The following is a 25,824-nucleotide window of genomic DNA, read 5'->3' as shown; positions in this document are numbered from 1 at the left end:
AATTATTTATTGATTTGGTATAGTATCAATAGGTGTATTAATTGTAAGGTTGAGGGATTACATGTTAAATGAACAATGGTTAGATATCGATGGTGATCAATTATATTGCTTATCAACTCAATTTGAACCAGCTAAGAAAACAGTTGTATTTATTCATGGCTTAGGAGAGTCTCACCTCTGTTTTGTTGATGCGCTGGATTATCTGTCTCAATATAATTTAGTCATGTTTGATATGTGTGGATATGGGTATTCTCCTGCATCAAAAATTTCACACACGACAGAATTTCAAGCTCTACGAGTATTAAAAGCGCTTGATTTACTAGAGGTAAAGCAATGTATTCTTATTGGTCACTCTTGGGGGGGCGATATTGGTACGCTAGTGTGTCACCTTGATGATCAGAATAGAATTGGTGGCTTCATTAATGCTGAAGGTGGACTACATGAAGAAAGCATTATTTTGTCTAAAATTATCTCTGATAAATATCGTAGCAGTGATAAATCTGAGTTCAAATCATGGGTACATGGAAGCGGTTTTGCAGAACAATTCTCTTTATCTTGGGGACACAGTGCTGGAGTTAAATACTTATCGTCATTGAGACGCTGTTCTCCAATTGTATTAGGTGAAACGGCCAGTGAAATATACGAACAGCATAAAACGCTTGATTCAAGAGGTGTTGTTCAATGGGGACAAATTTATGAAAGTTTACGTTTACCTAAATGCTATTATTGGGGAACGGCTAGCCTTGAAGGATGTGGAGACGCATTAAAATTTATTACGTCATTAGAAAATAAACCATTTCAAGATGAAAATCATTGGGTTCAAAATAATGCTGCTTTATTTTACCAAGAAGTCGATACTTTTATTTGTTGTTTAGAATAAATATTACGGCGAATTTAACTGATATATCGAGTGACTCTCATTTTTTTATATTCAATGCCAAGTTATTAGAGTGACTTGGCAAATTTATTATCAGAAATAAAAACAGTGATGATGAAGTAAAAATACCTATATAAACTTAGTTTTAGTTAGTGAATATATTGTTTATACAGGGATGAAAAATGAAAACGAAAGCATTATTTATCGGTACTGCATTAAGCGTATTGACTGGTTGTGCGACCACGTTGCCAACGGTTTATGATGTTGATGTAAATAACTTAGAAGAGAATCAATCCGTATTAATTTTTTCAGCTGGTGCATACGAAGCTTGTAAGATTAATACCGTTCAAGTCGTTATAAAAAAAGCAGAAGATCCGGCTGTGTTCGCTGATAGTATTGGTGTTTATCAGTTAAATAATGGATATATTGATAGTTTTTTTGAATCAGAATATGCCTTAGTTTATTCAACCGTTCTTGAACCGGGTACTTATGATTTCTGGTTATCAAATACGAATCCGTTTTTTAGTTATGATGAGCCGATGATCACCGAATCATTTACATTAAAACCGAAAGAAATAAAGTACATCGGTGAAATTTATGGTGATCGCTGTGGTGGTAATGGAGACATTACTATTATGGTGCATGATAAAAATGAACGAGATCTTAATTATGTGGGAAATAATGTCGCTGATATCGATATAAATACCATTGTTGTCGAACCTGTAAAAGCCACTTTACGTGATAATAAAGCAACAGAGTAGTTTGTTATTTGAACTTATTATAAGGAAATAAGATGAAAAAAGGATTATTGGGTGTTATTGCGGTTGGTCTATTTGTTTTTATTGCTACTAATATGAACAATACGGAAAGAGTACCATTAAATACGCCATTACCTGATAATCCTTCATTTAATATATCAAACGATTTTGATGGTGATTGGAGCGGAAAACGTATTGATATTAGTGGTGATGGTATTTGTCGCCAAACAAGCGTTGTCGGTACCATTCAAGAAGGAAAGGTGTCGTTAAGATTGGTGTATAACAATACGACCCTAAAAGGGTGGATATCCGATAACGGAGAGTTAGCCCTGTATGCAGAGAGTCAAAAGTGGGGCTATCGCTTCACTGGTTTAGCTAGAAATAACCATATAGAAGGAGAATGGAAAGTAACGAATGCACCGTGCCGAGGTACATGGTTTATTGAAAAACAATAGAAGAAATGATTCATATCGCAGTCGTGAAAGATAAATTGCTTTTAATGATCTTTAAGAGTGCTGAATTTATTACGTAATTAATTCACTTAATCGCACCGAAATAGGCTAAAATGATCGGCTATTTTTTAGCTTTGAGTTCTTTATATACATGACCACTACGACAGCACCTGCCAATTTTACAGAACTTGGCCTTATTTCGCCTCTTTTAGCTCGTTTAACTGAGTTGGAATATCAACAGCCAACACCAATTCAAGCACAAGCTATCCCAAGTGTGCTTGCTGGACGTGATTTGATTGCAGGAGCAAATACAGGTTCTGGTAAAACTGCAACGTTTGCTTTGCCTTTATTGCAACAGATTGCGGAGCTTCAATCGAGTAAAGCACAAGCGAGCAAAGGGAACTTTGTTACTGGTTTAGTATTAGTACCTACTCGTGAGTTAGCGAAGCAAGTTGCGGATAGTATTAAGTCTTACGCTGTGCATTTTAATGGTGCAATCAAAACCGTTTCTGTCTTTGGTGGTGTATCCGTAAATACTCAAATGCTTGCACTACGTGGTGGTGCAGATATTTTAGTTGCGACTCCAGGACGTTTACTTGATTTGATTTCAAGTAATGCAGTTAAGCTAGATAAAGTAAAAACGCTAGTGCTTGATGAAGCAGATAGAATGCTGAGCTTAGGCTTTACTGAAGAGCTTAATGAATTATTAGCATTAGCGCCAAAGCAAAAACAAACATTACTGTTTTCAGCAACGTTTCCAGAAGAAGTTCAAACATTAACTCAAGCGCTATTGAATAATCCTGTAGAAATTCAATTACAAAGCGCAGATGCAAGTACCGTCGTACAACGTGTCTTTACCGTGAATAAAGGTGAGAAGACATCGGTTCTTGCTCATTTGATTCAAAAGAACCAATGGCGACAAGCGCTTATTTTTGTAAACGCTAAAAATGCGTGTAATCATCTAGCCGATAAGCTTGCTAAACGTGGTATTGCAGCGGAAGTGTTCCATGGTGATAAAGGTCAAGGTGCTCGTACTCGCGTTCTTGAAGCATTTAAAGCAGGTGAGATTGATGTTTTGATCGCAACAGATATTGCCGCTCGTGGTTTGGATATTGAAAAACTGCCTGTTGTGATTAATTTTGATTTACCAAGAAGTCCAGCAGATTATATGCACCGTATTGGTCGCAGTGGCCGTGCAGGAGAAGTTGGTCTAGCATTATCTTTGATTGATTATGAAGATTACCATCACTTTAAAATTATTGAGAAGAAAAATAAAATTCGTCTTGAGCGTGAGCAAGTTGAAGGATTTGAAGTGAATGAAGAGATCACAGAAGCACTTTTAGCTTCAATTAAGCCTGTCGCTAAGCCTGAAGGCACTGGTAAAAAGAACAAAAAGAAATATAAAGATAACTGGTAACTCTATACTGTTATATGAATAATCTAAAAAACACTCGACAGTTAAAATTTGTCGAGTGTTTTTGTTTTAATCATTCTGTTTTTATAAGAGAGGAATAAGATGAAATACTGGTGGATTCTATTTTCATTATTCTTATTTGGTTGTAATGAAGAAGCCCATGAGATTCCAGACATTAATCAAGCAGTGTCATTAATATCTCAAGAAAATAAACCAAATTTTGATGTTGGTTATGCTGATTTAAATTCAGATGGATTTGATGATGCAATTGTAATGTTGAAAGGAATGAATTGGTGTGGGTCTGGTGGGTGTACCGTATTAATTTTTCAAAATACGGGTTCGGATTTTACATTCATATCTAAAAGTACAGTAACGGGTTCACCAATACGTATTGCTGAAACAAAAACGAGTGGATGGAACGATATAATTGTATGGTCAAAAGGAAAGGGAAGTGTATTAATGCGCTTTGATGGTGAGAGTTACCCTAGTAATCCATCAATGCAAAGTTTGGTAAGTGAAGACCGAGAGAAAAATGCAAAAATCATTTTAGAGTGATAATCATGCTATTTGAAACAAGAAAGATTATAGAGACAAAATGAGAAAATTTTATACAACGGAAGGAAATACGTCTTCCAAAAAACAAAAAGAAGCTTATCCTATTCTGGCGTTATGTGAAAAGTGCGTCACAGAATATATTGTTATTAGCGAAGGCGATAGAACATATGATGAATGTGCCAAATGTGGTGCAAGTGATTAATCACTCTACGAATTTGTCATTTATTTATAGTAAGAATTGTAGTTAAGGAAATAAAATGAGCGCAATTGGTAATTTAATTTGGTTCCTTTTTGGTGGCGTATTTATGGGGCTAGCATGGTGCTTTTTTGGGATCTTAGCCTTTATTAGTATTATTGGTATCCCTTGGGGGCGAGCGTGTTTTGTTATGGCTGGATTCTCTTTCTTCCCATTTGGTAAAGAAGCTATTTACCGTGATGAATTAACGCGTTCTGAAGATATTGGTACAGGTAGTTTAGGTTTTATCGGCAATGTTTTATGGTTTATTTTTGCTGGCTTCTGGTTGGCTCTTGGTCATGTAATGTCTGCTGTTGCGTGTTTTGTTACTATTATTGGTATTCCGTTTGCTATTCAGCACTTAAAATTGGCGGCGATTTCAATTGCACCTATTGGTCAAACTATCGTGGATAAAGAAGTGGCAGCGGCGGCTCGTCGTGTAAATGGAGAAGCTGAAGCAAGCAAGTGGCGATAACATAATAAGTTAAGGGATAATTTTTAATTTATCGTCTAGTTACTTATTACTTGCTATTAATACTTTTTTTACTAAAATCGCGCAACATTTATTCTGTAGTGATTATTTAATGAAAAAACGTGTCATTAGCTCAATGTTTGCTTTAACAACGCTGCTAACCGGTTGTGTAACTTTTCCAACTAAAGAGTCTGAAAAGGTCGACGTTATTTGGGATGAAGTAAAAGTAGTTGAGAATTGCCAACGTCTGGGAATCGTTTTTGGTTCAGAAGGGCATTTTTATGATTACTGGCTACATGCTGATAAGGATATGGTTTGGGGAACATTAAACCAAATGCGTATCAAAGCTGCAGCGTTAGGGGCGGATACATTGTATCTATACCAGTCTTTAGATTTTTCAAGCTCTGTGACCATGTTTGGTAACGCTTATTTATGTAATACCAATCGTAGTAAATAATTGTTCGCTCTAGCTTGTTAAAATGCTCGATAACTACGTTAGAATTTTTGATTGTAGAATAACTACTTATCGAAAAATTCTGCCTTGTTCTCAAGCATTTTTCCTTCGCTATTTCTGATCACTTACTTACTGTGATTGGTATAATACAAAAGAAACGAAATAAAACGTTACCAAAATTGCAAAGTGAAACTAGATAACTGGTTTCACTTTTTATTTGTCCGTTGGTTCTGAAATTTGATAAAGCTTGTGTTCATCACAAGTTGTTTCGCAATTACATACTTTATCAACACCAACATTATTTAATCCTCCGCAACTTCCTTGGATCTCTTTACGCCCAAAAATCACGCCTAGTGCCATTAGTAAAATGACCAATACAAAAGCGCCAAAAGTAATTAAAACGGTACTCATGCTTTACATCCTAATACAGTGAATGTTTGTTTTGGTCGTGATGGTGCTGTTAACTTTGGCGTCATAACATTTTGTTTTTTACTACAACACCCTTGCTTTGTATTTTTACAAGGCCGGCCTTGAGTTACATTGGTCAGTTCAGGCAAATCTGTAAATACAGTATGATTTAATGATACATTGCCTTTGGCATGAAATACTCGAATGTTGGATTTAAGTAAGTTACCAAGCATCTTTTGCCCAATGTTACGAACGACAAGTGCATCAATTTGTTGGCTTTTTAATAATGATAGTAGTGATTTTTTGCCACCGCAGCCCGTACTATTCAGTGCAGGGTTTGGTGTTATTTCTGAATGTTCTTTATCCGTAAATAGAAACGATTCTGCTTTAGAAAAGTGTCCTGCGATACGACCATTTTGGTATGGAATAGCAAATTTCATTATTCAGTCTCCACTTGGAGCATTAAAGCCTGACCATTAACTAAACAACTGCTTACTTTAAATCTTGCTTGTTTCACTATGTTGCCGAAGGTTTGGCGTGACACCATCATTTGATCGGCTGCGTCTTGCTGACTTAATCCTTCAAAATCAGCCAATCGCAATGCTTCTAATTCTTCAGCAAGTAATTGGACTTGCGGTAATTCTGTTGTTGGTACGCCATTAGGTTTAAAGCAACTATATGGTGCTCTACTACAAATTCGACGACATTTTTTAGGTCTAGCCATCAATGCTCTCCATTAAATTTGATGAAAGTATAGGCTCATTACTGGCATATGCCAATAATTATTTTTGGCATATGCCATGAACTTGACAGCGAAGATTAAAAAACAATCATAGAAACGCATTTTTTAATTTTTGTGTAAATCACTTATCTGAGGGTAGCGACAAGAGGCAATTTATTCGTTAATATCGCCACAATTAAAATAAATAATTGGCTATAAAATATGAAAATATCTGTTGATGGTGGTTCGTTTAAAGTATCGATTGAAACTGAATTTGAAGGCTTAGTTTCAGAAGCGACAACTATCTTTGATGACACTCGTAATCAAGCTGGTTCAAACGACAGAGCGATTTTACGTTTTTTACAAATCATTATTGAAAACCGTGAAGATAATGATGCAATTGGTTATGCAACAATGGGTTTATTAGGCTGGTATAACGAGATTATTTACCCAGTAGAAAATCAAGATATCGTATTAAATCTACCAAAAATTTTGCCACATCTATTAAATCCAACTGGCGATTTAACAGCGAAAAGTGCTGCAGAAATGAACGCATTTAAACATTAATAAAACGATGAACCAATCTACTATCCAACAAGTGATTGCGAATTTCACTTCGATTGAACAAGCACTTGAGCATTTTGAGATTGAGTTCGACAGTAAGTTTATTGATGAGTATCGAGTGCCATTAATGAAACGTTTTAATGGCAACTTGATTTTAGCAAAACCTGACGATTGGTTTTCAGCTCGCCGAGCACTTAAAAATGCGTATTGTAAAATACAAAGAGGGCGACTAGACCCACATACACGTTCGGCGTGTCGTGGTTGCACAACTTGTCAGCGTCGCTAGATTTCAGATAGAAAAACGCCCCGAGTGAATATTCGCTCGGGGCGTTTTAGTTTTAGATATTACTATTTAGTATTTAATTTATTCATTTGAGCTTGAAGCTTATCTAGCTGTTGCATTTTCGCTTTTAAGCCAAGTGATTGTGCACTAATAGCAGCAGGGTTCATTTGAGTACTCATTTGCATTGGGTAATCAGGTAGAGTATTAAAGAACTCGGCTAATACGTCTTGCATTGGTACAAATAACCACATGTTATCTGCCATCCAGCGTAAGTACATACCTGATTCATGTGGTGCTTTTTCAAATGGGTCTGCACGTAGATGGATAATTTGAGGCCAGTTTGGTGATAAACGAACCGCATCAGAAATATTACCTTCCATTACCGCAAAGTTCAGTTTCCAATCTTGCCAGCGAACCGCATTCAACTCACCATTTGCAGTGAAGTAAAGCAGTGATTCACGAGGGCCTTTATCTACTTTTCCTTCAAAGTATGGTTTGAAATCGTAACCATCAATATGAACTTTGAACTCTTTACCGTTTGCTTTGTAACCTTTAGCCAGTTTTTCTTTTACGTTTGGAACACCTGCAGCATCAAGTAGGGTTGGAAGCCAATCTTGGTGCGCCATCATTTCATTAATTTTCGTTCCTGGCTTGATGGTTCCTGGCCAACGAACCAGTTGTGGTACACGCATACCACCTTCCCATGTTGTGCCTTTTTCACCGTAGAATGGTGTGGCACCGCCATCAGGCCATGTTACTGTTTCTGCACCGTTATCGGTTGAGTAAATAACGATCGTGTTATCAGCTACACCAAGCTCATCCAGTTTATCAAGTAGAACACCGACTTGATCATCGTGTTCAAGCATACCATCAGCATAAATACTTACGCCTGATTTACCTTGGTATTTTTCTTGTAGACGAGTCCAAACGTGCATACGAGTTGTGTTATGCCAGATGAAGAAAGGTTTATCTGCTTTTACCGCTTTTTCCATAAATGCTAATGAAGAATCTAAGAACTCTTCATCTGCGTGCTCCATACGCTTACGAGTCATTGGGCCCGTATCTTCAATCTTACCATCAGCATAAGATTTAATTACACCACGTGGACCATAGTTTTTACGGAACTCAGGATCTTTAGGGTAGTAGTAAGTTTCTGGCTCTTCTTCAGCATTTAGGTGGTAAAGGTTGCCAAAGAATTCGTCAAAACCGTGATTAGTTGGAAGATGTTTATCTTGGTCACCAAGGTGGTTTTTACCAAATTGTGCCGTCATGTAGCCTTGTTCTTTGAGTAGATCGGCAATGGTTGGAGCCCAATCAGGAATACCATGATCAGAACCTGGCATACCAATGGTTAATAGGCCTGTGCGGAAGGGTTCTTGACCTGTAATGAAAGCAGCACGTCCAGCAGTACAAGATTGTTGGCCATAGTGATCAGTGAATAATGCACCTTCATTTGCGATACGATCGATGTTAGGTGTTTTATAACCCATCATTCCTTGGTTGTAGGCGCTAATATTCCAATAACCAACATCATCACCAAAAATAGCAAGAATGTTAGGTTGTGCAGCTGCCATTGCAGCACCAGAAGTTGCAAGTAAGCCTACACCAACAGCAATCTTACTTAAATGATTACTCATAAATAACTCCAAAATAGTAGTTGTGATTAATTTGAGCTCACTTTAATTAACAATTTTGGAATCGTCGCTTTATAGACTTTATAACTAAAAGTTATGTTGTTGGTTATTTTGTTGATTACAAAGGTTTTTTACGTATTTTTGAATGTTTTCATACATAACTAAACTGAGAGCTTTCTCAAAGTGTTTGAAGTGGTAATTCATTGAATATTTTAGAATAACGACTAGCATAACGTGACCATCGATATACATCACTTGCAATTGCGGCTTCAAAAACAGTTTTGATATCTGGTTGTTTTAATGCTCGACGAAAGGCAAAAAGTTTACTGATTTGTTCAAATTCTTTTGGGGTAAATCCAATCATTTCTTTAAACGCATTTCTAATGGTTTTTTCTGAAATATTTTTTTCTTTAGATAGTTTATTAATAGCATCGGTTGAAGACATTTCCATCATATAATCAATACACTTAGGAATAAAATTGCGTCTTGGTAAACGGCTTCTTCCCATTAATGCTTGTCGGCGCATTGGAATTGGATGTAAAGATAAAAGCTCGACAATATGCATCAGCAAGGTTGCCCCTACATTTGATTGATTATTTGGAAACATATTGCTTGCATTACGGACGGCAGTTTTTAATTCTTCTGCGTATTTTATATCAATACCTACAGGTACCAAGCTACCGCAAAGTTGGTGAAATTGTTTGTTATCGGTATTGATATCGCATACCAAAATAGGGCTATTAGGTGGTATTTGTAAGCAAAATGGTTGTTGGCTTTTTTCTGAAATTAAAGCAAATTGGTGTTCTTCACATAGAATGCCATTAAAAAGCATGCCTGTATTATTTACATCGAGTAATAACAATGTCTTTGGTTGTGGCGTAGAAGGAAGCTGAAAACTAAATAAAGAGAATGGGTCAGGGCTTTCAAATAGGTAAAAATTTACATTATTTCGTTTCAGATACTTAAATGAGAAGCAGGCATCATTTAATGGAAAACTGAATTTTGTGATTAAGGCTTGTCCATGAAATATTGACCATAATTTTTCACTGAACTCATCAAATGTAAAGTTTGCATTTATCTGCATAGGTTTACCTTTATGTATCTTATAAATAGCAAAATAGGGCCCATATGAGCCCTAAGTTTTGTTTGTGTTATTTATGAGCGTCTGCGACTTTTTCCATGTTTTTCATCTGTTGCATTACTTTATCGACAGAGAAGCTTGGAATTTCTTGACGTGGTGGGAACTCTTTAAAGCTTTCCATCATTTTCGCCACTTTTGCTTGAGTAGGAACAAGTAAAAATACATGATCAAAAACCCATTCATCATACCCAAAGCCTTGATCTGCTTTTTCATATGGGTCTACTTGCATATCGAAGATCATTGGCATACGTAGGTTGGTAAGTTCACGTGTCCATACTTTCCAACCTTGGTTTTCTTGTATCTTGAAGTGCATTTTCCAACGGCCGTCACGCATAGCCAGTAGGTCACCATCATCAGACCAATAGAAGAATTCTTGACGAGCACTCTCTTTTGATTTGCCTGTTAGGTAGTTAACTTGGTTATAACCGTCTAAGTGGTTTTTGTACGTTTTACCATTATCCGCTTTGTAGCCTTTGAGTAGTTGTTGCTTAATGTCTTTATTACCAGCGATTGCTGTTAGTGTTGGTAGCCAGTCTTCACCAGCAAACATGCCACTAAGTTTTGTGCCAGCTTTGATGTGTCCCGGCCATTTTATAACGGCTGGTACGCGGAAACCGCCTTCCCAACCTGTATTTTTCTCCCCTCGGAATGGACTAAATGCAGCGTCAGGCCATGTCGCATTCATCGGACCGTTATCAGTTGTATAAATGATGACAGTGTTATCACTGATACCAAGGTCATCGACTTTATCAAGCAGGTCACCAACAATATTGTCATGTTCAACCATGCCATCTGCATAGTCACCAAGCCCTGTTTTACCTGAGTTTTCAGCTTTAACATGAGTTCTTATATGCATGCGAGTCGCGTTGTACCAAGTGAAGAACGGTTTGTCGGCTTTTACTGCTTTTGTCATGAAGTTCATCGCCGCATCAAGCGTTTCTTCATCGACGGTTTCCATACGTTTTCGAGTTAGAGGGCCCGTATCTTCGATTTTTCCATCGGCGTATGAGTGAATAACACCACGAGGTCCAAAGTTTTTACGGAAAGCAGGATCTTTAGGGTAGTCTGCATTTTCTGGTTCTTCTTCAGCATTTAGGTGGTAAAGGTTGCCAAAGAATTCATCAAAACCATGGTTCGTTGGCAGCATGTCATCACGGTCACCAAGGTGGTTTTTACCAAATTGACCAGTAACGTAACCTTGATCCTTTAAGGTTTGAGCAAGTGTAATGTCTTGTTCCTGCAGACCTTGTTTAGCACCGGGTAGTCCAACTTTAGTTAAGCCTGTACGGATAGGCATTTGACCTGTAATAAAAGCTGAACGTCCTGCCGTGCAAGATTGCTGACCGTAATAAGTGGTAAAGAGGGCACCATCATTTGCAATGCTATCAATATTCGGTGTTTGATAGCCAAGCATGCCTTGGTTATAAGCAGAGATATTGCCGTAACCAATATCATCACCAAAAATCACAAGGATATTTGGTTGAGCTGCAGCATAGGCCACTTGGATCCCTGATAAAGCAAGACCCGTTGCAATGGCCGTTTTTTTTACTATTTTGTTCATCTGTATCTCCTGAACGAATGATTTCAGCTAGATGATATTGGAAAGGAAACGGCATTATGCTGCAAAAGCGGAAAAAACGATGTGTTGGAATTGGTTATTAAGCTCATAACTAGCGGTTATGTAGTTAAAAAGTAAAATTATTGTTGTATATTCCGTTGTCAGTTTTAGGTTTATGTACTATACCTTTAATGATGCTCTTTTTATCAATGGAAACAGGAGTTTATATGGAAGTCAAAAAAGGAACGAAGCGTAGATTAACAATACTAAGTGCAGTGTTAATGGGAGCTTCTGGGTATACATTAGCAGCAGAGAAACCAAATATTCTGGTTATTTGGGGTGATGATATTGGTCTATCAAATATCAGTGCGTATACCTTTGGTTTGATGGGATACAAAACCCCAAACATTGATAGCATAGCAAAAGAAGGGATGATGTTTACCGACTATTACGCAGAGCAATCGTGTACTGCTGGTCGTTCAACGTTTATAACTGGTCAAAGTGTATTACGAACAGGTCTAAGTAAAGTTGGTTTACCTGGTGCAGATATCGGTCTACAAGCTGAAGACGCAACGATCGCTGAAGTACTTAAACCAATGGGCTACATGACAGGGCAATTTGGTAAAAACCACCTTGGTGATAAAGACGAATTCCTTCCTACAGCACATGGCTTTGACGAATTTTTTGGTAACCTTTACCATCTAAATGCCGAAGAAGAACCTGAAAATATTGACTATCCAAAAGACCCTGAATTCCGCAAAAAATTTGGTCCTCGTGGTGTCATTAAATCGTTTGCTGATGGCAAGATTGAAGATACCGGTCCTCTGACTCGTAAACGTATGGAAACGGTGGATGATGAAACGGTTTCTGCAGCCATTGATTTTATGGGACGAGCGGTAAAAGCGGATAAGCCATTCTTTGTATGGTGGAATGCAACTCGTATGCACTTTAGAACTCACGTAAAGCCTGAATTACAAGGTTCAACAGGCATTAGTAACTATGCTGATGGTATGGTTGAGCACGATAACCACGTGGGTGAACTGTTAAAAACCGTGGATAAACTAGGTATTAAAGATAACACCATTGTTTTCTATTCTACCGATAATGGTCCTCATATGAACTCATGGCCAGATGCGGGTACAACCCCATTCCGTAGTGAGAAAAATACCAACTGGGAAGGGGCATACCGTGTTCCTGCAATGGTGCGTTGGCCGGGTAAAATTGAACCGGGTGTCGTATCTAATGAAATCATGCACCACATGGATTGGTTGCCAACGTTTGCAGCCGCAGCAGGTAATGATCATATTAAAAAGGATCTGAAAAAAGGAACCAAACTGGGTAATAAGAGCTTTAAAAACCATTTAGATGGCTATAATTTCCTTCCTTACCTCACTGGTGAAGAAGAGAAAGGCCGTCGTGAAGAAATCTTCTACTTCACTGATGATGGTGATTTAGCGGCACTTCGTTATAACAAGTGGAAAGCGGTATTTATGGAGCAACGTGTGAAGGGCACGCTTCAAATTTGGGCTGAACCGTTTGTCACCTTACGAGTACCTAAACTATTTAACCTGCGTATGGACCCATATGAAGTCGCTGATGTAACGTCGAATACTTATTATGATTGGTTGCTAGACCACGCTTATATGTTCGTCCCTGCGCAAGCTTATGTAGGAAAATACTTAGAAACATTTGAAGAGTTCCCACCTCGTCAAAAAGCAGCAAGCTTTGGTCTTGATCAGGTAATGGAAAAACTTCAACAGCCTCATAGTAAATAACTTAATTTATTATGGCAGTTCTTCATTAAGAGGGCTCTTCGGAGCCCCTTTTTATATAAAGGCATTGCAATAGAAATTAAGAGGGAACACGCAAAATCAATGAGTTAAATGGAAAGTTTATAACAAGTGAACTATATCTAATTTATAGCTATTTGTTTACTTTTGAAATCAGAATTATGGTCAAGATGTATAAGGATATATATGACTAAGAAAAAACTTACCTACGTATTTTTGGTAATGTGGGTGAATATTATGTTGTTTTCACCAACTGTATTTTCTGCTGATTTTATTGGTAGCGAATCTTGTATTGATTGTCATAAAGAAGCCGTTGATGCTTGGCAGGGATCGGATCATGATATGGCGATGAAACATGCGGATAAAAGTAGTGTATTTGGCGATTTTGATAATGCTATCTTTGAGTTTGAAGGCAAAACCAACCGATTTTTCAAAAAAGGCAAAGAGTATTGGGTCAATATTGAAGGGCCTGATGGTCAGTTTCATGATTATAAAATTAGCTATACATTTGGGTTCGAACCATTACAACAATACATGGTTGAGTTTGACGATGGGCGAATTCAATTAATTCCATTTGCGTGGGATTCAAGACACAAAAATCAGGGTGGTCAACGTTGGTATCATTTATACCCTGATATGGAAAAAACGGACGAATTTTATTGGACTAATACAGGGCAAAATTGGAATTTCATGTGCGCGGATTGCCACTCAACCAATGTACAAAAAAATTACGATTCAGAGAAAAACAGTTATGAAACGTCATGGTCAGAAATAAATGTCAGTTGTGAAGCGTGTCATGGTCCAGCGAGCGAGCATATTAAATGGAGCAAAAAGCAAGAGGGTGTTATTGGACTTCATTATGGTTTTGATCGCGATCTGAGTAAATCAGTAAAAGAGTGGGTATTTAAACAAGGTTCATCCATTCTTCAACCAAAAGCCATTCACAAAACGGATCAAATTACCGTATGTGCCCAGTGTCATAGTCGTAGAACTCAATTAAATGAGGCGCAAGCACATACAAAAGGTGAACTTGATGAACGTTCTTTACTGGATAGCTACCTTCCTAGTTTAATTACACCAGAGCTTTATCATAATGATGGCCAAATTTATGATGAAGACTATGTTTATGGTTCATTTATGCAGTCAAAAATGGCCAAAAAAGGAGTGACATGTACAAATTGTCATGATCCTCACACAACAAAATTAAGCATTCCTGAAGAAGCAATATGCAGTCAATGTCATATCGCATCAGAATACACACCAGAGAAACACACCTTTCATTTAGCCAATACGGAAGCCTCTCAATGTACGACGTGCCATATGCCTGAAACGGTTTATATGGGAGTTGATGCAAGGCGTGATCACAGTTGGCAAATACCAAGACCCGATCTTAGTAAGAACATTGGTACTCCGAACGTCTGTACTCAATGCCATGAAGATAAAGATGATGTTTGGGCTGATGAGCAAGTTGGGCAATGGTTTCCTGATTCTCCGTATAGAAACCAACAACACTTTGCCGTGGCATTCTATGCATCAGATATTCATTATCGAGGAGCCGGTGATGCATTGTCTTATACCGCTCAAGATGCGAAACAAGCAGGAATAATCAGAGGATCTGCATTACAGAGATTAAGCGCTTTCCCAAGTAAAAATACCTTAGTGGCTTTAGGACGAGCGGTTAAAAATAATGATGAGCTAATAAGGTTAGGAGCCATTCAAGGTTCTGCGGGTTATAAGGCAGTTGATCGTTGGCAAATTATCTCTCCTTTATTAACCGATCCTGTATTAGCGATTAGAACAGAAACAGCAGGCGCTTTAGCTGCTTATTGGTCTGAATTGAATCCATTACAAAGAGAGCAGTTGTCACCTGCACTAGATGAATACATCGAGATTCAAAAATTTAATTCTGACAGAGGCTTTGGTCGAACAAACTTAGGTAATGTATACCGTGCTCAGGGAGAGTTAGCTAAAGCGGAAGAAGCCTATTTAGGAGCAATCGAGATAGAACCGTATTTTGTGAATAGTTACGTTAATCTTGCTGATTTATATCGCTCTCAAGGTAAGGAAAATAAAGGATACAAGATATTAAGAAAGGGCATTAACGCGCAGCCTAATTCAGGAGCTCTTCGTTATAGTGCGGGATTATCGCTCTTACGTTTGAATCAAAAAGCGGAAGCGGCAGAGCGGTTTAAACAAGCGACTCAGATAGAAAAACAAAATGCTCAATATTGGTATGTATATGGCTTATCCATGGAATCCTTTAATGCTAAGCAAGCAGCAGATGCATTGGGGCGTGCTTTTACCATTAGCGGAAATCCTCAGCATTTATTTGCACAATGTGACATGTTATTGAAATATCAGTCAAATAAAGCAAAAACATGCATTAATGAATTACAGAAATACGCCCCTGAGAATGTGATTAATTCATTAAACCAACGTCTTAATCAGGTGAACCCCAATTAATGATGTGTATAACCAATAGTTATAGTTAATTTACATACAATGAATATGGATAACGAATCGTATCGGGTTTAGGAGGAAGCATGAACCAAACGCAACAAGCAATAAATACACTTATGTCACAGGTTGAGCAATCAGTTATTGGTCAAGCTCATGTTGTTCGTTCATTAGTTATTGGGTTACTTACTCAAGGTCATGTTTTGCTTGAAGGTTTGCCCGGTACGGCAAAAACACGATCAGTAAAATCGTTGGCTGATAATTTACATACATCATTTGGTCGTATTCAGTTTACTCCAGATCTTTTGCCTTCTGATGTTACCGGAACAGAGGTTTACCAAGAGCAAAATGGTAAACCACAATTGAATTTCCAGCCTGGCCCTATATTTAACAGTATCGTTCTAGCGGACGAAATCAATAGGGCACCAGCCAAAGTTCAAGCCGCGCTTTTAGAGGCAATGGCAGAAGGAACGATCACCGTTGGCGATAGAACACATACTTTGCCTGATTTGTTTATGGTATTAGCAACACAAAACCCCGTAGAGCAAGAAGGCACATACCCATTACCAGAAGCGCAAATGGACCGCTTTATTATGAAAGTATCGGTTGATTATCCTGATGATGATGCAGAACTAGATATTATTCGTTTAGTAAGAAGCGAAGAAAATCTTGATAAAAAACCATTGGATAAGGCGTGTTCAGAAAATGATACGACTCCTAAGCCTGATGCTATTCAATTGGATCCGTCGGTAGTTATGCAAGCGAGAGCTGAGCTGTCCAAAATTGAAGTCTCAGAAATTAGTGAGCGTTATATTGTGGCGTTAGTGATGGCGACACGTAAGCCTGATCGTTACGAAGAATCTAATTTATCTCGTTGGGTTGAAGTTGGTTCAAGTCCGCGAGCATCTATTGCATTAGATAAATGTGCCCGTGCTTATGCTTGGTTACAGGGTAGAGATTATGTAGAGCCCGATGATATTCGAGCAATGGCGCATTCAGTTCTCGGTCATCGTGTTACGTTAAGTTATGACGCTTTAGCGGATGGTATAACGCAAGAACAGGTGATAAATGAATTATTGGATCACGTTGTTATTGGGTAGGGCTTTTGATGACAGAGAAAAGCACAGACGCACGCATACACTGTGAATATAGCAAACTGGTAAAATTACAGTCTCAAGCTGGTTTTTTTAGTTTGCTTCCTAACCTAAAATCAGGGACGGCATTGTCTGGTCGTCACTCTTCAGTATTTCGTGGACGCGGATTAAATTTTGAAGAGTTAAGACACTACCAATTAGGGGATGATATCCGAAACCTTGATTGGAAAGTGACCATGCGAACAGGCAAACCTCATGTTCGTTCCTATACCGAAGAGAAAGATCGAAATTTTATTATCTGTGTTGATCAACGCAGTAGTATGTTTTTTTCGTCGGTCGATACGATGAAATCGGTTGTTGCGGCAGAATTAGCTGCTTTAACGGCATGGCGCATTTTGCAAGACAGTGATCGTGTTGGTTTTGTGATTAATGCAACCGAGAAATTACATTGGTTGACTCCAAAACGTTCTCAAGGTGATTTACTCCATCGATTGCAATTGTTAGCAAGTTCAAATCAATCTTTAAACGTGACGAGTACCGATGTTGATTCTGTTAGTTTTACCCAATTTGTCACCCTGCTTGGTCGTTTAAAACTCAAAGAAGCCACGATTATTATTTTGAGTGATTGGAGTGGTGCAACGCCTGATGATGTTACTCATTTAAAACACCTTCAAAAGCATAATGATGTGCTTGGTGTTCTTATCTCTGATCCTTTCGAATCAACATTTCCCTCATTAAGTAATGAATGGGTTGTTGGTGATGGGGATTTTCAAATTAACCTAAATGATGCCAAAAAGTTTGATTTAGCGAACAAAGGACTTGCTGAGCATCAGTCATTGAAAAAAGAACAACTTATTCAATTAATGGCAGCAAAAGGACTTCCTACTGTAGAAGTGGATACGTCAGGATCTCATATTGAGCAGTTCAAGCGTGCAATAGGAGGGCGTCGATGAGCGTACATCAACCACCTAGCAGTTATATATTAAAAAAATTAAGTGAAGTGACGGTTCCTGAGCACGTCAGTTGGTTTCCTCAAACCATTGGATGGAAAATTCTCGCATGTGTATTGCTTGCATTTATTGTCTACAAAAGTGTGTTATGGCTAAAACGATGGTGGACAAATCGTTATCGTCGTGAAGCATTGGATGTGCTTTTATTACTGCGAGATTCACAAGTACCTAATCAATCCATCAGTTATGAAATATTTGAAGTGATGAAAGCGGTATTAGTGTATATCGACCCGCGTCGCTCTAATCAATTTGGAGATGCTTTTTTGAAGGCGCTGGATTCATATGGAAGCGATGACAAAGAGACATTTCATTCAGAATTAGGTGAGAAGTGGATGCGATCTTTAGTGCAATCACAAAAAGCATTAAATGAGCAAGAAACCGCTGCACTAATTACGTTGTGCATCAATTGGTTAGAAAGTCACAAAGATATAAAAACGGCGAGCCAAGACGTTAAAAAAGGAGAGGATTATGCCGTTTGATCAACTTGAATTAGCAAATCCATATTGGTTATGGATGCTTCCTCTACCATTGATAATATATTGGTTTATACCTGCATATCGAACACGGCAATCAGCGATTAAAGTGCCATTTTTTGATGTGTTGGTTAAAGCGTTAGATGAGGAACCATCAGAAGGGGCAAGCCAATTAAGTGCAAGTTTATGGCAAAAAGCATTTTTGGTTGTGTCGTGGTGTCTGCTTATTTTTGCTTTAACAAAGCCAACGATATTAGGTGAACCACAAACCCGTGAAAGTTTAGGCCGTGATGTCATGGTTGTGGTGGATTTATCAGGTTCAATGGCTGAGCAAGACTTTGTCTCTAAACAATCATCAGATTCAGGCACAGTAAAGAAGATTTCACGTCTCGAAGCAACAAAGGAAGTACTAGCCGATTTTGTTAAGACACGCAAAGGCGATCGTTTAGGACTTATCTTATTTGGTGATGCTGCCTTTGTACAAACGCCATTCACGGCTGATCAATCCGTTTGGCTTGAATTGTTGAATCAAACAGACGTTGCAATGGCAGGTCAAAGTACCCACCTAGGTGATGCTATCGGCCTTGCGATTAAAGTGTTTGAGCAGAGCAGCGAAGATAAAGCGTCAGCAGAAGAAAATGCAAAACCACGAGAAAAAGTCGCGATTGTTTTAACGGATGGTAACGACACTGGCAGTTATGTTGAACCTATTGATGCCGCGAAAGTTGCAGCAGCGAAAGGCGTGCGTATACATATGATTGCAATGGGTGATCCTCGAACTGTGGGTGAGCAAGCCTTGGATATGAACATCATTAATCGTGTTGCTAAAGAGTCTGGAGGTAAAGCATTCCAGGCGATTAACCGTGATGAATTAGAACAAGCTTATGATGAAATTGGTGAGTTAGAACCTCAACTTTATGAAAGTACGACTTACCGACCAAAGCAGTCAATTCACCAATACCCAGCAATGCTAATTGTTGCAATGTATTTGTTTGCCTTTGGTTTTGCCACTATTAGACGTCATTTTTCATCGTCTTCAAAAAAAGCAGGAGAAAAGCATGTTTGATCTTCTGATGTGGCAACAAATTGTTAATGAATTTCATTTTATTCGTCCACTATGGCTATTGGCCTTGATTCCATTAAGTATTGTTATTTATTTACGTTGGAAACAAGACAGCAAAAATGAGTGGCAGCAAGAATTACCAAAACACCTCCGTTCAGTGCTAACGGTCAATGATGTTGGTTGGAAAAAACAACTACCACTAAAATTATTGGCTGTTTCTATGCTCGTAGCCATTGTGGTTTGTGCTGGTCCTACATGGGAGCGTGAGGCTTCGCCATTTGGTGAAGATAAAGCCGCATTGCTTATTGTATTAGATAATAGTGAATCCATGTTGCAAAAAGATCTAGCTCCGAATCGATTAGAGCGCTCTAAGCAAAAAATTCGAGATTTGATTGCATTACGTAAAGGTGGGAAAACAGGGCTTGTTGTCTTTTCAGGAACGTCACACTTGGCTATGCCGTTAACCAAAGATAACTCCGTTTTTGCGCCATTCTTAGCGGCGATTCAGCCAGATATCATGCCTATAGAAGGGAAGAATGCAGAAAGTGCATTACCACTCATTGAGCCTCAATTAGGGACAGAGAGTGCGGGAACCGTGTTATTAATTACGGATGGCGCTAACCCTGAGACCATCGCGGCTTATGAGAAATATTTTTCTAAGCGTCGTCATCAACTGCTTGTGCTTGCTGCTGGTAATGAAAACAGAGCCAGTGACAATCCGATGGATTATGCCTCATTAAAAAAATTAGCCAATAAAAGTGGTGGAAGCGTTATAAACGTCACTGTGGATGATAGCGACGTTCGTAGCTTAAACAGTAAAGTAGAGCGACATATGCAATTAAATAATGAATCAGCTATGCCGTGGAAAGACATGGGTTATTACCTATTATTTCCTGTTTCATTACTTATGTTGTCATGGTTCAGAAGAGGGTGGCTAGTAAAATGGTGTCTGGTGGTAGTATTGGTTTCCCCTACATTTTATTCAATACCAACATACGCAGAAACCGTAAGTTTAAAAGCGAAAACTCAAGAACCTGTTAAAGAATTGACGTTATGGGAAAAAACGACAGGTTGGTGGATGGATTTGTGGTTAACCCCCGATCAACAAGGGCAATGGTATTTTGATAAATCAGAATATTTAAAAGCAGCAAAAAGTTATCAAGACCCATTAATGAAGGGCACTGCGTATTATTATGCAGGTGAGTACAAGTTAGCTCACAGTGCTTTTATTGCTGTGAAATCTGATTTAGGAATGTTTAACGCGGCAAATGCGTTGGCTCGACAAAGAGAATATGTTGCTGCGAGAGACATCTATCGTATGTTGTTAAAGAAAGATCTTGCTCCTGATTTAAAAGAAAAAACGCAGAATAACGTAAACGTCATGCAAGGCATTGTTGATGAGGTCAACCGGATGAGTGAAAGCCAAAAAGGCACGACCGATGGCCCAGAAGAGTCATTTGAACTGGGTGATGATAAACCTAGAACCGGTGATGGTGCAGATGAAGAAGTAGACTCTTCTTTAATGACGAAAGAAAGTTTAAATGCAAATGAGATCTTAGGAAGTCAAGAGTTGGCGGACAAATGGCTTCGTCGTGTTGAGGCAGACCCAAAATATTTCTTGCGTGCCAAGTTTCAATTACAACTTCGTGAACAAGAAAATACGCTTCAACCACAAGAGAGAGGGGTAAAGTGATGTTTCAATACACTGATAAACAACGCGGTATTTACTTTTTCTGTCATGTGCTTTTTCTGCTTATCGCCATCGTTTTTAGTATGAAAATACATGCCGCGACTCAACTGGATGGCTCGGATAATGTATCCATTAAAACGTGGCTAAGTGAACCATCAAAAACAGATGAAGACCAGAAAGCATATGCCATTAATCAACAAATTATTTTGTATATAGAAGTGGTTACTCCAAGGTGGTTTACTGGTGGTACTCGCATTGCTGCAATTGATATTCCCAACGTTGCAGTTAAACAACGTAATCAACTTGCAACCAATTTTACTGAACGCAAAAACGGAGTCACTTGGACGCATCAACGCTGGGAAGTGACATTATATCCTCAAAAAGCAGGTACTTATGTTATTCCTCCTACGGCGGTAAAAGTGCAAGTATCAAAAAAAGGTGTGGGTAATGCCTCAGGAACCCTTTATACCCAAGCTCAAACATTTAAAGTAATGAAACCATCTGGGTTGCTTGATGATAAGCAACAATGGGTGTCTGGGCTGGATTTTACCGTGCAACAAAAATGGGATACGTCTAATTCAGAACTCGAAGCTGGCGATTCGATAACTCGTACGATTACGATTAAAGGGGCTGATACCCTTGCCATGTTGATCCCTGAGATTTTGCCAGCGACATCAAGCACGCATTATCAAACCTATAATCAACCACCTAAATTGAGTGATACACAAACTCGAGGTGACTATTTATCTCAACGAGAAGAATCTTCCGTTTATGTATTACAAACGGGTGGAGAAGTTACGTTTCCTGCTCTTGAGTTAGTTTGGTGGGATGTTGATTCAGGTGAATTAAAAACGATTAATATTGAAGGACAAACCTTTGCGGTATCACACACTTTGCGCTCTTGGTTTATTGAATATTGGAAACCATTCGCAGTTTGTGTATTCATTCTTCTTCTTATTATCGTCGCTGCGATTAAAACCGTGCGTTATTATCAAACTCATCCACTTCCGGCATGGCTCGTATATTCTAGAGCGGTAAATCAAGAGGAATGGGGAACAGTTAGAATGCTGCTTTATCGTTTATTGAGAGAAACAGATAGTCTCGTTGAGCTCAAAGCGTATGAAAACAAGCAAGAATGGCAGAGTGAAACAACACAATTTCAAAATAAGAAGGTGACAACGTCACTATCTAAGCGGTTATGGAAAGCAATTAGTCGTCGAGATACTGCTAAATATCAATTAGGAGAAAGAATTAAATTTAAGAAGGCTTTGCCTCAGCTGAATAAGTATCGAATAAACAAAAAGAAAAAGTAAGATAATCAACACAGAACTGATGGACTGTACTTGTTTCATCTGCTCAGTTATATAAAGTGAAATCAGGATGAATCAGCCGTGTCGGTTATTATGAAAAGCACAGAACTAAACTTGATCCCCATTTTTGTCGCTATCTATGAAGAGAAAAACCTCTCAAAGGCGGCGATAAGAATGAACATTAGTCAACCTGCAGTAAGTAAAGCATTAAAGCGTCTACGAGAGATATATGATGATGGGCTTTTTCATCGAAATACAACAGGAGTAGAACCAACCGTTTTTGCTTCAGATATTTACCCTGCAATGTCTGCAGCGTTGAAGAATTTTACTTCTACGTTGTCAGCGTCAAGGGAATTTGACCCTAAAACATCCAATCGAATCTTTTCAATAGCAGTGGTATCAACAGTAAATTATTCTTTGATACCAAAGTTAGTTAAACAGATCCGAACATCGGCACCTAATATATCACTAGAGATTCATCCTCAATTTACTGAAGATTTAGAATCAGATTTACGTTTGCAACGTTATGATTTAGTTATCGATATGGCGATACGAGGACGAACTATTTTAAAATCTGAAGTGGTTTATACTGAAATATTAAAAGTTGTTTGCAGTAAAGATCATCCAAGAATAGGGGATTCAATTAGCCTTGAACAATTTTTAAGTGAAGAACATGTTGCCGCATCTCGCTGGCATAGCCGTAGTAGTTTGCTTAATGCTGAAGATATAGGAGAGTTAGAAGCCCGCAATATTGTTATTCGTGCAGCTGGTGCTTTTGAGATGATGCCAATCATTGGCTCGACAGAGATGATTGGAATGTTACCTCAGTCAACATTGGATGATTTAGGTGATTATTATAATTTGAAGTCGTTGGATTTACCTTTTAATCGTCAACAACATGAACTATGCAGTATTTGGCATCCAAGTCGAAGTAATGACAGTGGTCATCGTTGGTTGCGTCAGCAAATTCAAAAAGCAGCAAAAAACGATTTTTAAACAAACAGCGCCGAACTTGCGGCGCTGTTTTTATTTGTGAAGAATTAATTTTGAATGAAGATTTTTAGTAAGTTTAGTTTTTATCTCTTACTAATCGTAATCCCATGTCCGACATAATAATGGACTGACTTGCAAAATCTCGTCGATAGTTTTCTGACTCATTTGCATCATAAGAAAAGCTACTGCCGCGAACTGATTTATGCACTAAACCACTTGCTTCGTCTCGTGCGTTGTTAGGGTTATCTTTTGGTGAAACGCGGTAAAAATTATCATCATAGGCGTCACTCACGAACTCACCAACATTACCAGTCATGTCATATAAACCTAGTTCATTCGGTTGCTTCATTCCAACAGGGTGTGCGCGATTATTGGCATTTTTAGAATACCAAGCCACATCATCAATATTGTCTGAACCACTATAAATATAACCTTTACTTAAATTTCCTCCACGAGCAGCGAATTCCCATTCAGCTTCGGTAGGTAGTCGATAAGTTTCACCTGTCAGCTCATTTAATTTTTGAATGAAAAAATTAGCCTGCTGCCAACTTAAGTTATTAACTGGAACATTAGGATCTTGGAAATAGCTGAGAGAAGAGCCCATGACTGACTCAAAAATTTCTTGAGTAACTTCGAACTTAGAAATATAGAAATCATTCACCATCACGGTGTGAGCCGGCTTTTCTGATTTTTTTGCTTCAGGCGTATTTGACCCCATTTCAAATTCTCCACCTTGAACGGACACCATATTTTGTTCAATTTTTTGAGTGATGGGATGTGGAGGTGTACTTGTGCATCCCAACAAAGCAAAGCAGAAGATTGAGATAGGTAAAAAAGTTTTGTTTTTGGTAAAAAAAGAGACGTTAAACATGACATCCTCAACAGTTATTTTTGTACGTTTATCATACAGTAACTTAACATTCCAAATTGGAATAACGTATATAACTAATAGAGTAGTTCTTTTTGTTTATTATAAAGTTAGAACTTACTTAGTGGCAAAACTATAAGGGTGGTTTTCTGTTTTGCTAGGTAAGTTCTACTTAACCAAATTCGTAAAATAATAGGAATCAATATGATCATTACTCAAGGCCCACAATTTCAAGGTAAAGCATCAAAACGATTACATGTTATGGCCAAGCCTATTGGTGCTGTATGTAATATCGATTGTTCTTATTGTTATTACCTAAGTAAAGAAGATTTACTTGAGTATAAAAAGGGTTGTTCACCTCAAATGGATGACGAAACACTTGAAACTTATATTCGTCAATATATCGAAGGGCAAAACACGCCAGAGATTATTTTTTCATGGCAAGGTGGTGAGCCGACGTTATTAGGCCTTGATTATTTTAAAAGAATTGTTGAGTTTCAAAAGAAATACCAACCTGAAGGGATCTTGATTTCTAATGATTTACAGACAAATGGTACGTTATTAACCGATAAATGGTGCGAGTTTCTTGCTGAAAATAATTTTTTAGTTGGTTTAAGTATTGATGGCCCTGAAATGCTACATAATGCTTATCGCACCAATAAAGCGGGGCGTGGTACGTTTAAGCAAGTGATGAACGCTGTTGAATTATTGCATAAACACAATGTGAAATTTGCCACGTTAACGTGTGTGAATAATTTAACGAGTCGAAACCCTCTTGAGGTATATCGATTCTTACGTGATGTGGTGAAATCGCCACAAATGCAGTTTATTCCAATCGTTGAGCAAAAAACGTTTAGAACAGTTGCACCTCAAACTGAGCAAATTGCAGCACAGCTACGTCAAGGCGATAAACGTTTAATTCCAGGTAATAAAGAATCTATTATGGAACCTTGGTGTGTTTCAGATGAAGCATGGGGTAATTTCTTAATTGCTGTATTTGATGAATGGACTCAGCATGATCTAGGTAAAGTATTTGTTCAGTATTTTGAAGCCAGTGTTGAAACATGGATGGGGCGTAAAAACCCATTATGTACATTAGGTGAGATTTGCGGAAAAGGCTTAGCAATGGAACACAATGGGGATGTGTTTGCTTGTGACCATTATGTGTACCCTGAATATAAAATCGGAAATATTCATAATGAAGAGCTGGATACATTAGCGTTTAGCCGTAAGCAACAAGAGTTTGGTTTTGCAAAATCAAAAACGTTAACCACTCAATGCCAGAAGTGTGAATACAAATTTGCGTGTCATGGTGAATGCCCTAAAAACCGTTTTATTAAAACACGTGATGGTGAACCAGGATTAAATTATCTATGTGCAGGTTGGAAGAAGTTTTTTGCTCATGCCGATAAATCCATCGCTTATATATTGAAAATGCTAGGGAACCCTGTTCAGCACGGTAAATACAGCGATGCGAAGATGCACCAAGTTAACCAAAATGCTTTTCCTACTAAGTTTTAATAATTTAAGTACTAATAGTTTAATCTTTA

Annotated in this window: 26 protein-coding genes and 2 pseudogenes; 21 read left to right on the top strand and 7 right to left on the bottom strand. The window is 38.2% G+C overall.

The window, feature by feature from the left end; translation table 11 throughout:
- Nucleotides 1-61: 61 nt before the first annotated feature.
- From AVFI_RS07550 to AVFI_RS07515, 8 genes are all read left to right on the top strand, one after another.
- Nucleotides 62-880, top strand: coding sequence for an alpha/beta fold hydrolase (locus tag AVFI_RS07550; protein WP_054775231.1), 819 nt, complete (start codon nucleotides 62-64; stop codon nucleotides 878-880).
- 179 nt (nucleotides 881-1,059) lie between these two features.
- Entirely contained in the window at nucleotides 1,060-1,638 is a 579-nt protein-coding gene (locus AVFI_RS07545) for a hypothetical protein (protein WP_012533556.1), read from the top strand.
- Between the two features lie 32 nt (nucleotides 1,639-1,670).
- Complete coding sequence (locus AVFI_RS07540; RefSeq protein ID WP_054775232.1) at nucleotides 1,671-2,090, top strand: hypothetical protein; 420 nt, start codon at nucleotides 1,671-1,673, stop codon at nucleotides 2,088-2,090.
- A 148-nt stretch (nucleotides 2,091-2,238) separates the two neighbouring features.
- Nucleotides 2,239-3,504, top strand: a complete 1,266-nt coding sequence (locus AVFI_RS07535) for a DEAD/DEAH box helicase (protein WP_054775273.1) — start codon at nucleotides 2,239-2,241, stop codon at nucleotides 3,502-3,504.
- Nucleotides 3,505-3,603: 99 nt separating this feature from the next.
- Nucleotides 3,604-4,056, top strand: a complete 453-nt coding sequence (locus tag AVFI_RS07530; RefSeq protein WP_054775233.1) for a hypothetical protein — start codon at nucleotides 3,604-3,606, stop codon at nucleotides 4,054-4,056.
- Nucleotides 4,057-4,096: 40 nt separating this feature from the next.
- Complete coding sequence (locus AVFI_RS07525) at nucleotides 4,097-4,258, top strand: hypothetical protein (RefSeq protein WP_011262028.1); 162 nt, start codon at nucleotides 4,097-4,099, stop codon at nucleotides 4,256-4,258.
- Between the two features lie 55 nt (nucleotides 4,259-4,313).
- Nucleotides 4,314-4,766: a YccF domain-containing protein gene (locus AVFI_RS07520; protein ID WP_054775234.1), complete on the top strand. Its 453-nt coding sequence runs from the start codon at nucleotides 4,314-4,316 to the stop codon at nucleotides 4,764-4,766.
- A gap of 109 nt (nucleotides 4,767-4,875) precedes the next feature.
- Nucleotides 4,876-5,220 (top strand): DUF4156 domain-containing protein, encoded by a 345-nt coding sequence (locus AVFI_RS07515; RefSeq protein ID WP_012533310.1) that lies wholly within the window; start codon nucleotides 4,876-4,878, stop codon nucleotides 5,218-5,220.
- A gap of 210 nt (nucleotides 5,221-5,430) precedes the next feature.
- On the opposite strand, the gene nqrM is transcribed toward AVFI_RS07515, so the two are convergent.
- From nqrM to AVFI_RS07500, 3 genes are read right to left on the bottom strand one after another with little or no spacing between them, the layout of a single operon-like run.
- Nucleotides 5,431-5,628, bottom strand: a complete 198-nt coding sequence (gene nqrM, locus AVFI_RS07510) for a (Na+)-NQR maturation NqrM (RefSeq protein WP_005419476.1) — start codon at nucleotides 5,626-5,628, stop codon at nucleotides 5,431-5,433.
- A complete protein-coding gene (locus AVFI_RS07505) occupies nucleotides 5,625-6,065 on the bottom strand; it encodes a NifB/NifX family molybdenum-iron cluster-binding protein (RefSeq protein ID WP_017018552.1) in 441 nt (146 codons plus the stop codon). The genes nqrM and AVFI_RS07505 overlap by 4 nt, the downstream gene beginning before the upstream one ends.
- On the bottom strand, nucleotides 6,065-6,349 hold the full coding sequence (locus AVFI_RS07500) for a DUF134 domain-containing protein (protein ID WP_011262024.1): 285 nt from the start codon (nucleotides 6,347-6,349) through the stop codon (nucleotides 6,065-6,067). Before AVFI_RS07500 ends, AVFI_RS07505 begins: the two co-directional genes overlap by 1 nt.
- A 219-nt stretch (nucleotides 6,350-6,568) precedes the next feature.
- Between AVFI_RS07500 and AVFI_RS07495 the strand changes: the two genes are divergently transcribed.
- Together AVFI_RS07495 and AVFI_RS07490 are read left to right on the top strand one after the other, a co-directional pair.
- Nucleotides 6,569-6,913, top strand: coding sequence for a hypothetical protein (locus AVFI_RS07495; RefSeq protein ID WP_012533008.1), 345 nt, complete (start codon nucleotides 6,569-6,571; stop codon nucleotides 6,911-6,913).
- Between the two features lie 7 nt (nucleotides 6,914-6,920).
- Nucleotides 6,921-7,196 (top strand): nitrogenase-stabilizing/protective NifW family protein, encoded by a 276-nt coding sequence (locus tag AVFI_RS07490; protein WP_017018554.1) that lies wholly within the window; start codon nucleotides 6,921-6,923, stop codon nucleotides 7,194-7,196.
- A gap of 62 nt (nucleotides 7,197-7,258) precedes the next feature.
- On the opposite strand, the gene AVFI_RS07485 is transcribed toward AVFI_RS07490, so the two are convergent.
- From AVFI_RS07485 to AVFI_RS07475, 3 genes are all read right to left on the bottom strand, one after another.
- Nucleotides 7,259-8,830, bottom strand: a complete 1,572-nt coding sequence (locus AVFI_RS07485) for an arylsulfatase (protein WP_012533827.1) — start codon at nucleotides 8,828-8,830, stop codon at nucleotides 7,259-7,261.
- A gap of 175 nt (nucleotides 8,831-9,005) precedes the next feature.
- Entirely contained in the window at nucleotides 9,006-9,911 is a 906-nt protein-coding gene (locus AVFI_RS07480; protein ID WP_065640475.1) for a hypothetical protein, read from the bottom strand.
- Nucleotides 9,912-9,978: 67 nt separating this feature from the next.
- Nucleotides 9,979-11,529: an arylsulfatase gene (locus AVFI_RS07475; protein WP_012533951.1), complete on the bottom strand. Its 1,551-nt coding sequence runs from the start codon at nucleotides 11,527-11,529 to the stop codon at nucleotides 9,979-9,981.
- 224 nt (nucleotides 11,530-11,753) lie between these two features.
- On the opposite strand from AVFI_RS07475, the gene AVFI_RS07470 reads away from it, so the two are divergent.
- From AVFI_RS07470 to AVFI_RS07430, 10 genes and pseudogenes are all read left to right on the top strand, one after another.
- Nucleotides 11,754-13,301, top strand: a complete 1,548-nt coding sequence (locus AVFI_RS07470; RefSeq protein ID WP_188863342.1) for an arylsulfatase — start codon at nucleotides 11,754-11,756, stop codon at nucleotides 13,299-13,301.
- Between the two features lie 201 nt (nucleotides 13,302-13,502).
- Complete coding sequence (locus AVFI_RS07465; RefSeq protein WP_188863343.1) at nucleotides 13,503-15,779, top strand: multiheme c-type cytochrome; 2,277 nt, start codon at nucleotides 13,503-13,505, stop codon at nucleotides 15,777-15,779.
- An 80-nt stretch (nucleotides 15,780-15,859) separates the two neighbouring features.
- Nucleotides 15,860-16,438 (top strand): annotated as a pseudogene (locus AVFI_RS20470) (AAA family ATPase); the annotation flags it as partial.
- 87 nt (nucleotides 16,439-16,525) lie between these two features.
- A pseudogene (locus AVFI_RS20465) lies at nucleotides 16,526-16,873 on the top strand (AAA family ATPase); the annotation flags it as partial.
- Between the two features lie 8 nt (nucleotides 16,874-16,881).
- Complete coding sequence (locus tag AVFI_RS07455) at nucleotides 16,882-17,820, top strand: DUF58 domain-containing protein (protein WP_054775235.1); 939 nt, start codon at nucleotides 16,882-16,884, stop codon at nucleotides 17,818-17,820.
- Nucleotides 17,817-18,356 carry a DUF4381 domain-containing protein gene (locus AVFI_RS07450; protein ID WP_188863344.1) on the top strand — a complete coding sequence of 180 codons (540 nt, stop codon included), beginning with the start codon at nucleotides 17,817-17,819 and terminating at the stop codon, nucleotides 18,354-18,356. Before AVFI_RS07455 ends, AVFI_RS07450 begins: the two co-directional genes overlap by 4 nt.
- The gene (locus AVFI_RS07445; protein WP_012533122.1) at nucleotides 18,346-19,416 is read left to right on the top strand and encodes a vWA domain-containing protein; all 1,071 of its coding nucleotides are present in this window, start codon (nucleotides 18,346-18,348) and stop codon (nucleotides 19,414-19,416) included. The genes AVFI_RS07450 and AVFI_RS07445 overlap by 11 nt, the downstream gene beginning before the upstream one ends.
- The gene (locus AVFI_RS07440) at nucleotides 19,409-21,106 is read left to right on the top strand and encodes a vWA domain-containing protein (RefSeq protein WP_188863345.1); all 1,698 of its coding nucleotides are present in this window, start codon (nucleotides 19,409-19,411) and stop codon (nucleotides 21,104-21,106) included. Before AVFI_RS07445 ends, AVFI_RS07440 begins: the two co-directional genes overlap by 8 nt.
- Nucleotides 21,106-22,416, top strand: coding sequence for a BatD family protein (locus AVFI_RS07435; RefSeq protein WP_054775236.1), 1,311 nt, complete (start codon nucleotides 21,106-21,108; stop codon nucleotides 22,414-22,416). The genes AVFI_RS07440 and AVFI_RS07435 overlap by 1 nt, the downstream gene beginning before the upstream one ends.
- 90 nt (nucleotides 22,417-22,506) lie before the next feature.
- Nucleotides 22,507-23,409, top strand: coding sequence for a LysR family transcriptional regulator (locus AVFI_RS07430; protein WP_026029245.1), 903 nt, complete (start codon nucleotides 22,507-22,509; stop codon nucleotides 23,407-23,409).
- A 73-nt stretch (nucleotides 23,410-23,482) separates the two neighbouring features.
- Here AVFI_RS07430 and AVFI_RS07425 read toward each other — a convergent pair whose 3' ends face one another.
- Entirely contained in the window at nucleotides 23,483-24,154 is a 672-nt protein-coding gene (locus tag AVFI_RS07425) for a formylglycine-generating enzyme family protein (protein WP_233650523.1), read from the bottom strand.
- Between the two features lie 324 nt (nucleotides 24,155-24,478).
- On the opposite strand from AVFI_RS07425, the gene AVFI_RS07420 reads away from it, so the two are divergent.
- On the top strand, nucleotides 24,479-25,795 hold the full coding sequence (locus tag AVFI_RS07420; protein ID WP_188863346.1) for an anaerobic sulfatase maturase: 1,317 nt from the start codon (nucleotides 24,479-24,481) through the stop codon (nucleotides 25,793-25,795).
- The last annotated feature ends 29 nt before the right edge of the window (nucleotides 25,796-25,824 follow it).

It is taken from the genome of Aliivibrio fischeri ATCC 7744 = JCM 18803 = DSM 507 (assembly GCF_023983475.1).
GTDB classification, from domain to species: domain Bacteria; phylum Pseudomonadota; class Gammaproteobacteria; order Enterobacterales; family Vibrionaceae; genus Aliivibrio; species Aliivibrio fischeri.
This window is presented reverse-complemented; position numbering and strand designations above follow the sequence as displayed.

Coding starts and splice junctions, on each gene's coding strand:
- AVFI_RS07550 (WP_054775231.1), top strand. CDS start 62: ATGTTAAATGAACAATGGTTAGATATCGATGGTGATCAATTATATTGC.
- AVFI_RS07545 (WP_012533556.1), top strand. CDS start 1,060: ATGAAAACGAAAGCATTATTTATCGGTACTGCATTAAGCGTATTGACT.
- AVFI_RS07540 (WP_054775232.1), top strand. CDS start 1,671: ATGAAAAAAGGATTATTGGGTGTTATTGCGGTTGGTCTATTTGTTTTT.
- AVFI_RS07535 (WP_054775273.1), top strand. CDS start 2,239: ATGACCACTACGACAGCACCTGCCAATTTTACAGAACTTGGCCTTATT.
- AVFI_RS07530 (WP_054775233.1), top strand. CDS start 3,604: ATGAAATACTGGTGGATTCTATTTTCATTATTCTTATTTGGTTGTAAT.
- AVFI_RS07525 (WP_011262028.1), top strand. CDS start 4,097: ATGAGAAAATTTTATACAACGGAAGGAAATACGTCTTCCAAAAAACAA.
- AVFI_RS07520 (WP_054775234.1), top strand. CDS start 4,314: ATGAGCGCAATTGGTAATTTAATTTGGTTCCTTTTTGGTGGCGTATTT.
- AVFI_RS07515 (WP_012533310.1), top strand. CDS start 4,876: ATGAAAAAACGTGTCATTAGCTCAATGTTTGCTTTAACAACGCTGCTA.
- nqrM (WP_005419476.1), bottom strand. CDS start 5,628: ATGAGTACCGTTTTAATTACTTTTGGCGCTTTTGTATTGGTCATTTTA.
- AVFI_RS07505 (WP_017018552.1), bottom strand. CDS start 6,065: ATGAAATTTGCTATTCCATACCAAAATGGTCGTATCGCAGGACACTTT.
- AVFI_RS07500 (WP_011262024.1), bottom strand. CDS start 6,349: ATGGCTAGACCTAAAAAATGTCGTCGAATTTGTAGTAGAGCACCATAT.
- AVFI_RS07495 (WP_012533008.1), top strand. CDS start 6,569: ATGAAAATATCTGTTGATGGTGGTTCGTTTAAAGTATCGATTGAAACT.
- AVFI_RS07490 (WP_017018554.1), top strand. CDS start 6,921: ATGAACCAATCTACTATCCAACAAGTGATTGCGAATTTCACTTCGATT.
- AVFI_RS07485 (WP_012533827.1), bottom strand. CDS start 8,830: ATGAGTAATCATTTAAGTAAGATTGCTGTTGGTGTAGGCTTACTTGCA.
- AVFI_RS07480 (WP_065640475.1), bottom strand. CDS start 9,911: ATGCAGATAAATGCAAACTTTACATTTGATGAGTTCAGTGAAAAATTA.
- AVFI_RS07475 (WP_012533951.1), bottom strand. CDS start 11,529: ATGAACAAAATAGTAAAAAAAACGGCCATTGCAACGGGTCTTGCTTTA.
- AVFI_RS07470 (WP_188863342.1), top strand. CDS start 11,754: ATGGAAGTCAAAAAAGGAACGAAGCGTAGATTAACAATACTAAGTGCA.
- AVFI_RS07465 (WP_188863343.1), top strand. CDS start 13,503: ATGACTAAGAAAAAACTTACCTACGTATTTTTGGTAATGTGGGTGAAT.
- AVFI_RS07455 (WP_054775235.1), top strand. CDS start 16,882: ATGACAGAGAAAAGCACAGACGCACGCATACACTGTGAATATAGCAAA.
- AVFI_RS07450 (WP_188863344.1), top strand. CDS start 17,817: ATGAGCGTACATCAACCACCTAGCAGTTATATATTAAAAAAATTAAGT.
- AVFI_RS07445 (WP_012533122.1), top strand. CDS start 18,346: ATGCCGTTTGATCAACTTGAATTAGCAAATCCATATTGGTTATGGATG.
- AVFI_RS07440 (WP_188863345.1), top strand. CDS start 19,409: ATGTTTGATCTTCTGATGTGGCAACAAATTGTTAATGAATTTCATTTT.
- AVFI_RS07435 (WP_054775236.1), top strand. CDS start 21,106: ATGTTTCAATACACTGATAAACAACGCGGTATTTACTTTTTCTGTCAT.
- AVFI_RS07430 (WP_026029245.1), top strand. CDS start 22,507: ATGAAAAGCACAGAACTAAACTTGATCCCCATTTTTGTCGCTATCTAT.
- AVFI_RS07425 (WP_233650523.1), bottom strand. CDS start 24,154: ATGGTGTCCGTTCAAGGTGGAGAATTTGAAATGGGGTCAAATACGCCT.
- AVFI_RS07420 (WP_188863346.1), top strand. CDS start 24,479: ATGATCATTACTCAAGGCCCACAATTTCAAGGTAAAGCATCAAAACGA.